The following is a 13,355-nucleotide window of genomic DNA, read 5'->3' as shown; positions in this document are numbered from 1 at the left end:
GGCTGGACGCGGGGTCCTCGTCGTGTCGAGCCGCTGGAAGTGATCACTGATGCTCACCGGACTCTTCTCCGCCGCCCTGGCCGACCCCGGGCTGGCCCGGGCGCGTGACCTGGCGCGCTCCGGTGCCGCCCGGGTCGACGGCCTCGACCTCACCGCCCCCGCCGCGCTGCGCCCGTTCGCGGTGGCCGCCGTCGCCGCCGACGAGCCGGCCGGCGGCGCGGGCCGGCCGGTGCTCGCGGTCACCGCCACCACCCGCGAGGCCGACGACCTGGCCTCCGCGCTGGGCAGCCTGCTGCCGCCGGAGCAGGTGGCGGTCTTCCCGTCCTGGGAGACGCTGCCGCACGAGCGGCTCTCGCCCCGCTCCGACACGGTCGGGCGGCGGCTCGCGGTGCTGCGCCGGCTGGCCCACCCCGACTCGGCCGACGCGCACGGGCGCACCGGGCCGCTGCGGGTGGTCGTGGCGCCGGTGCGGTCGCTGCTCCAGCCGCAGCTCAAGGGCCTCGGCGACCTCGAACCGGTGCAGCTCGCCGCCGGGGACGAGGCCGACCTGGAGGAGGTCGCCCGCCGGCTCACCGACATGGCGTACGCCCGGGTCGACCTGGTCACCAAGCGCGGCGAGTTCGCCGTGCGCGGCGGCATCCTGGACGTCTTCCCGCCCACCGACGAACACCCGTCCCGGGTCGAGTTCTGGGGCGACGAGGTGGAGGAGATCCGCACCTTCGCCGTCGCCGACCAGCGCACCATCGAGGGTGTCGCGCAGCTCTGGGCGCCGCCGTGCCGGGAGCTGCTGCTCACCCCGTCGGTCCGGAAGCGGGCCGCCGCGCTCGCCGCCGAGCATCCCGAGCTGGCCGAGATCCTGGACAAGCTGGCCGAGGGCATCCCGGTCGAGGGGATGGAGTCGCTGGCCCCGGCCCTGATCGGCGCCGACGCGCTGGAGCTGCTGGTCGACTGCATGCCGGCCGGCACCCACCTGCTGCTCTGCGACCCGGAGCGGATCCGCACCCGGGCGCACGACCTGGTCCGTACCTCGGAGGAGTTCCTCCAGGCCAGCTGGGCCGCAGCCGCCGTCGGCGGCCAGGCCCCGGTCGACCTCGGCGCCGCCGCCTTCAAGACCCTGGCCGAGGTACGCACGGCGGCCCGCGCCCTGGGCCAGCCCTGGTGGACGCTCGCACCGTTCGGTCTGGTCGAGGCCGACGCGGCGCCGGCCCGGCAGCCCTGGGAGGACGCGCCGACGGAGGTCGACGTCACCCCGGACGACGCCATCGCGGTGACCCTGGCCGCCCAGCCCGCCCCGCTCTACCACGGCGAGACCGCCCGGGTGGTCGACGACCTGAAGCGCTGGGCCGGTGAGGGCTGCTCGATCGCGCTGGTCTTCGAGGGCCACGGCCCCGCCCAGCGGGCCGTCGAGGTGCTCCGCGACGCCGGCCTCGGCGCCCGGCTCACCGAGGAGGTGCCCGCCGCGCCCGCCCCGGGCGAGGTGCTCGTCTCCTGCGGCTGCCTGACCGCCGGGTTCGTCGACGAGGCGTCGAAGTTCGTGCTGCTGACCGGCGACGACGTCACCGGCGGCCGGGGCACCTCCACCCGCGACATGCGCAAGATGCCCAGCCGGCGACGCAACACCATCGACCCGCTGGAGCTGAAGGCCGGCGACTTCGTGGTGCACGAGCAGCACGGCATCGGCCGCTACGTCGAGCTGGTGCAGCGCACGGTCAACGGCGCCAGCCGCGAATACCTGGTCATCGAGTACGCGGCGAGCAAGCGTGGCCAGCCCGGCGACCGCCTCTTCGTCCCCACCGACCAGCTCGACCAGCTCTCCCGCTACGTCGGCGGCGAGCAGCCCACGCTGCACAAGATGGGTGGCTCGGACTGGCAGAAGTCCAAGGCCCGGGCGCGCAAGGCGGTCCGCGAGATCGCCGCCCAGCTGATCCAGCTCTACGCCGCGCGCAAGGCGTCCAAGGGGCACAACTTCGGTCCGGACACCCCCTGGCAGCGGGAGCTGGAGGACGCCTTCCCCTGGCAGGAGACGCCGGACCAGATGGCCGCCATCGAGGAGGTCAAGCGGGACATGGAGCAGACCGTCCCGATGGACCGGCTGATCTGCGGCGACGTGGGCTACGGCAAGACCGAGATCGCGGTGCGGGCGGCGTTCAAGGCGGTGCAGGACGGCAAGCAGGTGGCGGTGCTGGTGCCCACCACCCTGCTGGTGCAGCAGCACTACAACACGTTCGCCGAGCGGATGAGCCAGTTCCCGGTCAACATCCGGCAGCTCTCCCGGTTCCAGACCCCGAAGGAGTCCGAGCGGACGCTGGAGATGGTCGCCGACGGCAGCGTCGACATCGTCATCGGTACCCACCGGCTGCTCCAGGCGGCCACCCGGTTCAAGCAGCTCGGGCTGGTCATCATCGACGAGGAGCAGCGCTTCGGCGTCGAGCACAAGGAGCACCTGAAGACGCTGCGCGCCTCGGTCGACGTGCTCGCCATGTCGGCCACCCCGATCCCCCGGACGCTGGAGATGGCGATCACCGGCATCCGGGAGATGTCCACCATCGCCACCCCGCCGGAGGAGCGGCACCCGGTGCTGACGTTCGTCGGGGCGTACGACGACCGGCAGGTGGCCGCCTCCATCCACCGTGAGCTGCTGCGCGACGGTCAGGTCTTCTACCTGCACAACCGGGTCGAGTCGATCGACCGGGCGGCCCGCCGGATCCGCGAGCTGGTGCCCGAGGCCCGGGTGGCGGTGGCGCACGGCCAGATGGGCGAGGAGGCGCTGGAGAAGGTGATGGTCGGCTTCTGGGAGAAGGAGTTCGACGTCCTCGTCTGCACCACGATCGTCGAGTCCGGCATCGACATCCCCAACGCCAACACGCTGATCGTCGAGCGCGCCGACCTGCTCGGCCTGGCCCAGCTGCACCAGATCCGGGGCCGGGTCGGCCGGGGCCGGGAGCGGGCCTACGCCTACTTCCTCTACCCGGCGGACAAGCCGCTGACGGAGAACGCGCACGAGCGGCTGGCCACCATCGCGCAGCACACCGAGCTGGGCGCCGGCATGTACGTGGCGATGAAGGACCTGGAGATCCGGGGCGCCGGCAACCTGCTCGGCGGCGAGCAGTCCGGCCACATCGAGGGCGTCGGCTTCGACCTGTACGTCCGGATGGTCGGCGAGGCGGTCTCCGCGTTCAAGGGTGAGCACCAGGAGGAGGAGACCGAGGTCAAGGTCGACCTGCCGATCGACGCGCACCTGCCGCACGACTACGTCGGGGTGGAGCGGCTGCGGTTGGAGATGTACCGCAAGCTCGCCGAGGCCCGCGACTCCGAGCGGCTGCGCGAGGTGGTCGCCGAGATGACCGACCGCTACGGCGAGCCGCCCGCGCCGGTGCAGAACCTGGTGGCGGTGGCGCGGTTCCGGCTGCTGGCCCGCCGCTACGGCCTCACCGACGTCTCGATGCAGGGCAAGCACATCCGGTTCGGCCCGCTGCCGCTGCCCGACTCGAAGCAGATGCGGCTCAAGCGCTACCACCCGGACTCGGTCTACAAGCAGGCGCTCGACCAGGTCAGCGTGCCTCGGCCGAGCACCCGCCGGATCGGCGGCGAGCCGCTGCGCGACCAGGCGCTGCTGGAGTGGTGCGGTCAGCTCCTCTCGGATGTCCTGGGCGAGCCCGAGGAGCTGGCCGGTTCTGCCAGCCCCGCAGTGGCGAGCGGACGGTGACACAGCGAGCCCGAGGAGCTGGCCGGTTCTGCCAGCCCCGCAGTGGCGAGCGGACGGTGACACAGCGAGCCGGCGGCGGCGCAGCCGGCCGGGGCGGGGGCGCGGTGAGGTGGGCGGCGTCACAGGCGGGTACGGGGCGTGAGAGAGTGACCGTCATGCGTGCTCGCCGTCTCCTCGCCGCCACCAGCGTCGCGGCCCTCGCCGCGCTCTCCCTCACCGCCTGTGGCCGGTCCGCCCCGGACGTCGCCGCCTACGTCGGTGACCGGACCTACTCCGTCGACCGGGTGGACACGATCCACGACGAGGCCCAGACCGCGTACGCGGCCTCGGTGCGCGACGCCGCGGCACAGCAGGGCGCGACCCCGTCGCCGGAGCAGCTCAAGCTGAACGTGGACCGCCAGGACGTCCTCAACCTGCTGGTCGGCATCGACCTGGGCAAGCGGGTCGCCGAGGAGAAGAAGATCCCGGTGCAGGACCAGCTCACCGCCGAGCAGCTCGGCAAGGAACTGGGCGTGCCCAACACCGAGTACGCGACGCTCGCCGCCGAGTGGTACGACCTCTACCTGGCCCTGGAGCGCGGCCTGCCGCCGGCGGAGCTGAGCGACGGGTCGCGGACCGACCTGTACGACGCGCTGGTCAAGGCCGGGGTGGCCCCGGCCGGGTGGTCGGCCGAGGAGCAGCGCAAGCAGTTCGCCGAGGCCGCCTTCACCCGGCAGGTCGGCGCGGTGAGCGTGGCGCTGCGGGACGAGGTGCGCAAGCTCGACGTGACCGTCAACCCGCGCTTCCCGACGCTGGAGATCCCGGCGCTGCTCCAGACGCAGGGCGGGTTCCGTCAGTACGACCTGCCGTACGTGGACGGCGCGGACCAGGTGACCGACGTCTCCACCCCGGAACCGGAGTCGACCGGGCCGGAGTCGGTCGAGCCGAACGCGTCGGTGGCGCCCTGAGCATGACGGCACGCATCGTCCTGCTGGTCACCTCGCCCCGGCTGCCCGCCGGCCTGCTGACCTCGGCCGCCTGGGACGCCGTACGCTCCGCGCCGGTCTTCGCCGGCGCGGAGAGCGAGCTGACCCGGGTGGTCCGGATGGCCGGCGCCGAGGTGAGCGTGCTGACCGAGGGCGCGACGCAGGCGCTGCTGGACGCGGTGTCGGCGCACGGTGGCGCGGTGTGGCTGGCCGGCCCGACCGGTGACGAGTCGCTCGCCCGCGAGCTGGGGTTGCGGCTGGCCCGCGAGCCGGGCCTGGCCGAGTTGGAGCTGATGTACGGCTCGTGGGACCCGCCCGGCGCCCGGCTGCTCGACGCGGTCGAGGTGATGGACCGGCTGGCCTCGCCCGGCGGCGACCCGTGGAAGCGGGCGCAGACCCACCGCAGCCTGGCCGGGTTCCTGCTCGAGGAGTGCTACGAGGCGTACGACGCGATCAGCGCCGACGACACCGACGCGCTGCGTGAGGAGCTGGGCGACGTGCTGCTCCAGGTGCTGCTGCACGCCCGGCTGGCGGAGAACCTGCCGGAGGGCGAGAGCTGGACCGTCGACGACGTGGCCGGTGGCCTGGTCGACAAGATGGTGCGGCGCAACCCGCACGTGTTCTCCGGCGAGCGGGCCGGCTCGATCGAGGAGATCGAGGCGAACTGGGAGCGGATCAAGCGGGCCGAGAAGACCCGCGACTCGGTGCTGGACGGCATCGCGTTGAGCCAGCCCGCGCTGGCCCTGGCCGCGAAGATCCTGGACCGGGCCGGTCGGGTCGGGCTGGCCGTGCCGCCGCCGCTGGCCGAGTCCCAGGTGGACGCGGAGGCGCGCCTCGGCGCGAGCCTGCTGTCCACGGTCGCGGCCGCCCGGCAGGCCGGCATCGACCCGGAGGCGGCGCTCCGGCGCGCCACCCTGGCGTACGCCGACGCCGTCCGCGCCGCCGAACGCACCACCACCAACCCTCCCGCCTGACCCCCACCCCGGCGATCTTGCACTTGCGGCCCTCCCGACGTCGCAGACACCCATTCGCCGGGGCGCACAGTGCAAGATCGCCGAGGCTGTCCGCCCAGCCCGGCCCCATCGACCAAGCCCCGCCGGGAAGCGAGACTCGCGGTCCACATCGCGCTCGGCCGGGGCGGGGGACCCGATTCGGTGACCAAGGAGTTGGTGTCGGGAGGGGCGCCGACGGAGACGCGAACTCCTTGATCAACGCGGCGGCGGGGGCAGTGGGAGGGCGGGGCCCGGCGGCGCGGTCGGTAGGGTTTCGGTATGGAAGCGTTCGTGCCGCTGGCGGAGCGGATCGTCGAGGCGTTGCTGGAGAGCCGGCCCGGGCTGGCCACCGCCGCCGGGGACCACCGCTACGACGACCGGCTGCCCGACCTCTCCGCCGACGCGCTCGCCGCCGACCAGGCGATGCTGAAGGACGCGGCCGACGCGCTCTCCGAGATCGACCCGGACACGCTCGACGTCGAGGAGAGCGTCGACCACGCGCTGCTCAGCAGCCTGGTCGACCGCGGGCTGTTCGAGGCGACCGAGATCCGCGGTCACGAGTGGGACCCGCTGCGCCACAATCCCGGCCCGCTGCTGCACGCGTTGCTGGCCCGCCCCTACGCCCCGGTCGAGGAGCGCCTGATCCACCTGGCGGGGCGCCTCGCCGCCGTACCGGACGCCCTGGCCACCGCGCGCGCGACGCTGCGCGACATGCCGCGGATCCACGCCGAGACGGCGGTCGGGCAGTTCACCGGCACCGCGGCCCTGGTCCGCGACGAGGTGCCCGCGCTGCTCGCCCAGGCGCCCGCGTTGCGGGACCGGGTCGGGCCGGCCGCCACGGCGGCGATCGCCTCGCTCGACGAGTTCGTGGCCTGGCTGCGCGCGGGGCTGGCCGCCGACGCCGGTCCCGGGCGTGACCCCCGGTTGGGCCGGCGACGCTGGGAGGCGCGGCTCTGGCACACGCTCGACACCGAGCTGGGCGCCGCCGAGGTCCAGCGCCGCGCCTGGGCCAACCTCGACCGGGTCACCGAGGAGATCCGGGCGGCGGCCGTCGAGCTGGTCGGCGGTCCGGCCGACGACGAGACGGTACGCCGGGCGCTGGACCTGCTCGCCGCCGAGCACCCGGACGACGCCACCATCGTCGACCTCGCCTCCGTCACGCTCGACGAGGCGAGTGACTTCGTCCGTCGGCACGACCTGGTGAGCCTGGTCGACGACCCGTGCGTGATCCAGGAGATGCCGGAGTTCGCCCGGGGGGTGGCGGTGGCCTACTGCGACTCGCCCGGCCCTCTGGAGACGGCCGACGTGCCGACGTTCTACTGCATCGCGCCCACCCCGGCGGACTGGCCGGCGCAGCGGGTCGAGTCGTTCTACCGGGAGTACAACGACCACATGATCCGCAACCTGACCGTGCACGAGGCGATGCCGGGTCACTTCCTCCAGCTCGCCCACGCGCGGCGCCACGCCGGCCCGACCCGGGTGCGCGCGCTCACCGAGTCGGGTGTGTTCATCGAGGGCTGGGCGGTCTACACCGAGGAGCTGATGGCGGGCCTCGGCTTCGGTGGGCTGCCGGTGCGCCTGCAACAGCTCAAGATGCAGCTCCGGATGACCATCAACGCGCTGCTGGACCAGCTCGTGCACTGCGACGACCTGCCCGAGTCGGAGGCGATGGCGCTGATGACCGGGCGCGGCTTCCAGGAGGAGGGCGAGGCGGCCGGCAAGTGGCGGCGGGCGTTGCTCACCTCCACCCAGCTCTCCACCTACTTCGTCGGCTACAGCGAGATGGCCGACATCGCCGCCGCGCGACCCGCCGACGTGCCGGTCCGGGAGTGGCACGACGCGATGCTGGCGCACGACTGCCCGCCCCCGCGCCACCTGCGCACGCTGCTGGGGCTCTGACGGGTCAACCGCGCGCGACCACCGCGTCGATCAGCCAGCGGGACAGGGAGTACGCCGGCGGCAGCTCGGCCGGTAACGAGTCCACCGGGAACCAGCGGGCCTCGGTCAGCTCCGCCCGGTCGACCACCGGCTCCGCGGCCGGATCGGTCACGGCGGCGGTGAAACCGGCGAGCAGCGTGCCCGGCCCGGACAGCGCCCACGGCTGGCTGTCCACGTACGCGGGGCGGTCCAGCGTCAGGCCGACCTCCTCGGCGACCTCGCGGTGCACCGCCGCCTCCAGCGACTCGCCCGCCTCGACGAAGCCGGCGACGAGCGCCCACAGCTCCGTCGGCCCGTGGGCGTGCCGGACCAGCAGAAGCTCGCCCGGGCGGGTGATCGCGGTCAGCACCGCGACGGACAGCGGCACGTACACGGTCAGCCCGCACGTCGGGCAGCGCCGCGCGGTCTCGCCCGGCACGTCGGCCAGCTCGGCCCGGCAGGCCCCGCACCACCGGTGCGTACGCCGCCAGGTGACCACGGCGAGCGCGCGCCCCGCCAGGTCCGCCGCGGCGGCGGGTAGTTCGGCCGCGAGGCCGCGCCAGCTGCGCCACCGGCCGGGCAGGGACTCCGGGTCGCTGACCTCGGTCGCCCAGGCCGGCACCCCGTCCAGCGTGCCGACCGCCACCCAGCCGGTCCGGGCGGGCAGTTCGCCGATCCGTGGCAGTCGACCGTCGGCGCCGGTCAGCAGCTTCCGCCCGGCCACGGCGAGGGCCAGGTCGTCCGGGTCCGGCGGCCGGCCGTGGTCGGCGGCGGGACGGAAGCCCTCCGCGCCCGTCCGGCCCGCTGCGCCGGCGGCGTGGGGTGCGGGGGTTCCGGCGCCGCCGTGGTTCACGACGTGGTGGTGCGGCGGTCGACCACGCCGGCGCCGGCCGGCACCGCGAACGCGGCGGCCTCGACCGTCTCGGTGTAGCGGCTCAGCGTCACCTCGGCCGGCTTGCCGTCGAGCCGGCCGGTGAAGCTGCCCAGCACCCCCTCGTTGGTCACGCAGGCGGTGAAGCGTTCCCCGGCGTTCGTGACGTCGACGCAGGTGGCGTGGTGTCCGGCCAGCGTGGTGTCGCTCTGCGTGATGACCGCCTCGGGCCGCAGCGCGGCATCGGTGAGCAGCCGGATCACCGCCGGCGGGGTGACCAGGCCCTGCTTGCGGGCCTCGTCGTAGACGATCACCGACGGCTTGCCGGCGGTGAGCAACGGCGGGGACACGGTGCAGGAGGTGCGGGCGGCGGTGCTCGCGCACCGGGTCACCGCCTCCTGGGTCACCGTGATCTTGCCGCCGGGCCAGGTGTAGGTGGAGCGGAGCGGCTCCTCGGTCTGGGCGATCGAGGCGGTCCGCCCGCCGTCGAGCTGGTATTCCGCGGCCCAGGTCTGCTCCAGCGCCCGGTCCATCCGCGCGGCGAGGTCGTTGACCAGATCGGCCCGCCCGAGGGCGACCCCCGCGTCGTCCAGGGCCTGGCATCCGGTGACCGAGAGCGACACGATGACCGAGGCGGCGAGCACACGGAGAGTCGTCGAGGCGGCAGGCATGATGCCCAGCCTTGTCGATCGACGCAACCTCTCGCAAACCCGTTGCCGGTTGACGCCCGGTAATCCGGGAATGTCCGTCTCAGCTCGCGCCGTGGGGTCCGCCCCGAGCGGCGTACGGGAGGGCGGGGACCGATACGCTGCGTTCAACACCTGCCTCAGCCGCACCGTCGCGGCCCATACCGGACCGGAACCACACAAACGAGGAGCGACTCAGTGGCAACCATCGAGGGAATCGTCGCCCGGGAGATCCTGGACTCGCGGGGCAACCCGACGGTCGAGGTCGAGGTCGGGCTCGACGACGGCACGATCGCCCGCGCCGCGGTGCCGTCCGGCGCCTCCACCGGCGCCTTCGAGGCGGTCGAGCTGCGCGACGGTGACTCCGACCGCTACCTGGGCAAGGGCGTCGAGAAGGCCGTCGCCAACATCGAGGACCGGATCGTCGACCAGCTCATCGGCTACGAGGCCAGTGAGCAGCGGCTGATCGACCAGAAGATGATCGACATCGACGGCTCGGACAACAAGGGCGAGCTGGGCGCCAACGCCATCCTCGGCGTCTCCCTGGCCGTGGCGAAGGCCGCCGCCGGCAGCGCCGAGCTGAGCCTCTTCCGCTACCTGGGCGGCCCGAACGCGCACCTGCTCCCGGTGCCGATGATGAACATCCTCAACGGTGGCGCGCACGCCGACTCGAACGTCGACATCCAGGAGTTCATGATCGCGCCGATCGGCGCGCCGACCTTCCGGGACGCGCTGCGCTCCGGCGCCGAGGTCTACCACGCGCTGAAGACGGTGCTGAAGAAGAAGGACCTGTCGACCGGGCTCGGCGACGAGGGCGGCTTCGCCCCGAACCTGCCCACCAACGCCGCCGCGCTGGACCTGATCGCCGAGGCGGTCGAGAAGGCCGGCTACCGGCTCGGCACCGACATCGTCTTCGCGCTCGACGTGGCCGCCACCGAGTTCTTCGACAACGGCAGCTACACGTTCGAGGGCAGCGCCAAGAGCGCCGAGGAGATGAGCAACTACTACACCAAGCTGGCCGGCGACTACCCGATCGTGTCCATCGAGGACCCGCTGGCCGAGGACGACTGGAGCGGCTGGGCCACCCTGACCGCCGCGCTGGGCGACCGGATCCAGATCGTCGGCGACGACCTGTTCGTGACCAACCCGCAGCGCATCGCCCGGGGCATCGCCGAGCAGGCCGCCAACGCGGTGCTGGTCAAGGTCAACCAGATCGGCTCGCTCACCGAGACGCTCGACGCCGTGGACCTGGCCCACCGGGCCGGCTTCAGGTGCATGATGAGCCACCGTTCCGGCGAGACCGAGGACACCACCATCGCCGACCTGGCGGTCGCCACCGGCTGCGGGCAGATCAAGACCGGCGCGCCGGCCCGCTCCGACCGGGTGGCCAAGTACAACCAGCTGCTCCGGATCGAGGAGGAGTTGGCCGACGCGGCGCGGTACGCCGGCGCCGGCGCGTTCCCGCGTTACCGTTCGGCCTGAGGCCGACGCTCCGGGGGAGGGGTGTGACGATGCAGCAGCGCCGCACACCGGGCGGCCAACGCCCCGCCCGTCGGCCGGGTCAGGCCGGCCGGGCGGGCGGTGCCCGGGTCCGGTCCACGGCCCGTGACGGCGGCGTCCGCGCCGAGCAGCGGGCCGCCGGCCGGTCACCCGGCACGTCCCGCGCCACCGACGGCGTACGCTCCGCGAGCCGCCCGGCCGCGGCTCGGCGTACCGCGGCCGGTGGCGCGGTCAAGCGGCTCACCGCACCCCAACCCCGGCGCTTCACCGGGCGCGCCACCGTGCTGTTCGCGGTGCTGATCGCGCTCGCCCTGGCATACACCTATCCGGTCCGGGTCTACCTGGACCAGCAGGCCGACATCGAGCGGATGGAAGCCGCGCAGGCCGCGCAGCGGGCCGAGATCGAGCGGCTCACCGCCGAGGCGGCCAAGTGGAAGGACCCGGAGTACGTCAAGACGCAGGCCCGGGAGCGCTTCTTCATGGGTAAGCCCGGCGAGACGCTGCTGGTGGTGCTCTCCGACCCGGACGGCGCCGCCAAGGACGCCGGCAAGGGCGCGAAGGCGGGGGCGCCGAGGCCGCCCGACCCCTGGTACGACACCCTGTGGTCGAGCGTGCAGGCGGCCAACGCCGACCGCCGCGACAAGTGAGCACCACACGAGAGGTCCTGTTGTGAGCGTCGAACCACCGCTGGAGCCGGCGGCGGACTCCGTACCCCTGCCGGAACGTCAGCCGGCCACCGAGGCCGACCTGGCCGCGGTGGCCACGCAGCTCGGCCGCCCGCCTCGCGGCACCCGGGCGGTGGCCCACCGATGCCCGTGCGGCCTGCCCGACGTGGTGGAGACGACGCCCCGGCTGGCCGACGGCACGCCCTTCCCGACGCTGTTCTACCTGACCTGCCCGCGGGCCACGGCGGCGTGCAGCCGGCTGGAGTCGGCCGGGCTGATGAAGGAGATGGCCGACCGGTTGGCCGAGGACCCGGAGCTGGCCGCGCGGTACCGGGCCGCGCACGAGGACTACCTGGCCCGCCGGGAGGCGATCGGTGAGGTGCCGGAGATCGCCGGCATCTCGGCCGGCGGCATGCCGGGACGGGTGAAGTGCCTGCACGTGCACCTGGGCCACGCGCTCGGCGCCGGCCCGGGGGTGAACCCGTTCGGCGACGAGACGCTGGCTCTGGTGGAGAAGTGGTGGGCCGCCGGCCCCTGCGTGGACGTGCCCGCGGCGGAGTGAGGTGAGCACCGTCGACGAGGTCGTGGTCCGCCGCGCCCGCACCGGTGACGTACGCGGCATCCGCCGGCTGGTCGACACGTACACCGACGACCGGCGCCTGCTCAGCAAGGCCACCGTGACGCTCTACGAGGACGTGCAGGAGTTCCGGGTGGCGGTCACCGGGGACGGCACGGTGGTCGGGTGCGGCGCGCTGCACGTGATGTGGGAGGACCTGGCGGAGATCCGCACGGTGGCGGTCGACCCGTCCTGCCGGGGTCACCGGATCGGTCACCGGATCGTCGGCGAGCTGATCGACGCGGCGCGGGAGATCGGCGTCGCGCGGATCTTCGTGCTCACGTTCGAGACCCGGTTCTTCGGCAGCTTCGGGTTCCGCGAGATCGACGGCGCCCCGGTCCCGCAGCCGGTCTACGAGCAGTTGCTCCGCTCGTACGACGAGGGTGTGGCGGAGTTCCTCGACCTGGAACGGGTCAAGCCCAACACCCTGGGCAACAGCCGCATGCTCCTCCGCCTCTGACCCCGGCCGGGCTGCCGTAGGGTGGCAGCCGTGAGCGCGCGTGTGGCTGCCATCGACTGTGGGACCAACTCGATCCGACTGCTGGTCGCGGACCTGCCGGATCCGTCCGCGGGGGAGTCGGCGCCGCTGGTGGACGTGAGCCGGCGGATGGAGATCGTCCGGCTGGGGCAGGGGGTCGACCGCACCGGCCGGCTCGCGCCGGAGGCGATCGAGCGGACCCGGGTGGCGCTGGCCGACTACGCGGCCGAGATCGACAAGCTCGGCGCCGACCGGGTGCGGATGTGCGCCACCTCGGCCTCACGCGACGCCTCCAACGCCGGCGACTTCCGCGACATGGTGGAGCGCACCCTCGGCGTGCCGCCGGAGGTGGTGACCGGCGACGAGGAGGCCCGGCTGTCGTTCACCGGCGCGGTCCGTGGCCTGCCCGCCGACGCCGAACCGCCGTACCTGGTGGTCGACATCGGCGGCGGCTCGACCGAGTTCGTCGTCGGCACCCGCACCGAGGGTGTGCGCGGCGCGATCTCGGTGGACATCGGCTGCGTCCGGATGACCGAACGGCACCTGCACGGCGACCCGCCGACCCCGGCGCAGATCGCCGCCGCCGAGGCGGACGTCGCCGCGGCGGTGGACCGGGCGCTGGCCGCCGTGCCCGGCCGGGAGGCCGCCACGCTGGTCGGGCTCGCCGGCTCGGTCACCACAGTGGTGGCCCTGGCCGAAGGGCTCCGGGAGTACGACCCGGGCCGGATCCACCACGCCCGCGTCCCCTACGAGCGGGTGGCCTCGGTGACCGCCTACCTGCTCGGCGCGACCCGGGAACAGCGGCTGGCCGAGCCGGTGATGCATCCCGGCCGGGCCGACGTGATCGGCGCCGGCGCGCTGGTGCTCCGCGTGATCATGGAGCGGGCCGGGATGCCCTCCGTCGTCGCCTCCGAGCACGACATCCTCGACGGCATCGCCTGGAGCCTCGCCTAACTCCC

At 73.8% G+C, this 13,355-nt stretch carries 11 protein-coding genes; 9 read left to right on the top strand and 2 right to left on the bottom strand.

From position 1 onward, the window contains the following. Positions 1-49: 49 nt before the first annotated feature. The 4 genes from mfd to CO540_RS15140 all read left to right on the top strand — a co-directional run bounded on the left by mfd (position 50) and on the right by CO540_RS15140 (position 7,562). Positions 50-3,706: a transcription-repair coupling factor gene (gene mfd, locus CO540_RS15155; RefSeq protein WP_099162553.1), complete on the top strand. Its 3,657-nt coding sequence runs from the start codon at positions 50-52 to the stop codon at positions 3,704-3,706. 155 nt (positions 3,707-3,861) lie between these two features. Continuing rightward, entirely contained in the window at positions 3,862-4,653 is a 792-nt protein-coding gene (locus CO540_RS15150) for a hypothetical protein (protein ID WP_099164774.1), read from the top strand. 2 nt (positions 4,654-4,655) lie between these two features. Beyond that, positions 4,656-5,645 (top strand): nucleoside triphosphate pyrophosphohydrolase, encoded by a 990-nt coding sequence (locus CO540_RS15145; protein WP_099162552.1) that lies wholly within the window; start codon positions 4,656-4,658, stop codon positions 5,643-5,645. Between the two features lie 297 nt (positions 5,646-5,942). Beyond that, positions 5,943-7,562: a DUF885 domain-containing protein gene (locus CO540_RS15140; protein WP_099162551.1), complete on the top strand. Its 1,620-nt coding sequence runs from the start codon at positions 5,943-5,945 to the stop codon at positions 7,560-7,562. Between the two features lie 4 nt (positions 7,563-7,566). Here the strand turns inward: CO540_RS15140 and nudC are convergent, their stop codons facing one another. Continuing rightward, complete coding sequence (gene nudC, locus CO540_RS15135) at positions 7,567-8,433, bottom strand: NAD(+) diphosphatase (RefSeq protein ID WP_099162550.1); 867 nt, start codon at positions 8,431-8,433, stop codon at positions 7,567-7,569. Continuing rightward, positions 8,430-9,122 (bottom strand): hypothetical protein, encoded by a 693-nt coding sequence (locus tag CO540_RS15130; RefSeq protein ID WP_099162549.1) that lies wholly within the window; start codon positions 9,120-9,122, stop codon positions 8,430-8,432. Before CO540_RS15130 ends, nudC begins: the two co-directional genes overlap by 4 nt. Positions 9,123-9,335: 213 nt before the next feature. Between CO540_RS15130 and eno the strand changes: the two genes are divergently transcribed. Genes eno through CO540_RS15105 form a run of 5 tightly spaced genes read left to right on the top strand, consistent with a single transcriptional unit; the run spans position 9,336 to position 13,350 of the window. Further along, on the top strand, positions 9,336-10,619 hold the full coding sequence (gene eno, locus CO540_RS15125) for a phosphopyruvate hydratase (protein ID WP_099162548.1): 1,284 nt from the start codon (positions 9,336-9,338) through the stop codon (positions 10,617-10,619). Between the two features lie 29 nt (positions 10,620-10,648). Next, entirely contained in the window at positions 10,649-11,284 is a 636-nt protein-coding gene (locus CO540_RS15120) for a septum formation initiator family protein (protein ID WP_099164773.1), read from the top strand. Between the two features lie 22 nt (positions 11,285-11,306). Then, entirely contained in the window at positions 11,307-11,864 is a 558-nt protein-coding gene (locus CO540_RS15115) for a DUF501 domain-containing protein (protein ID WP_099162547.1), read from the top strand. A gap of 1 nt (position 11,865) precedes the next feature. Beyond that, the gene (locus CO540_RS15110; protein WP_099162546.1) at positions 11,866-12,378 is read left to right on the top strand and encodes an amino-acid N-acetyltransferase; all 513 of its coding nucleotides are present in this window, start codon (positions 11,866-11,868) and stop codon (positions 12,376-12,378) included. A gap of 42 nt (positions 12,379-12,420) precedes the next feature. Then, positions 12,421-13,350: a Ppx/GppA phosphatase family protein gene (locus CO540_RS15105; RefSeq protein ID WP_099162545.1), complete on the top strand. Its 930-nt coding sequence runs from the start codon at positions 12,421-12,423 to the stop codon at positions 13,348-13,350. The last annotated feature ends 5 nt before the right edge of the window (positions 13,351-13,355 follow it).

The sequence above is a fragment of the Micromonospora sp. WMMA2032 genome, assembly GCF_002688545.1.
Classification (GTDB): Bacteria; Actinomycetota; Actinomycetes; order Mycobacteriales; family Micromonosporaceae; genus Micromonospora; species Micromonospora sediminicola.
Note: the sequence above shows the minus strand (reverse complement) of the source record. Positions and strands in the feature narration are given on the sequence as shown.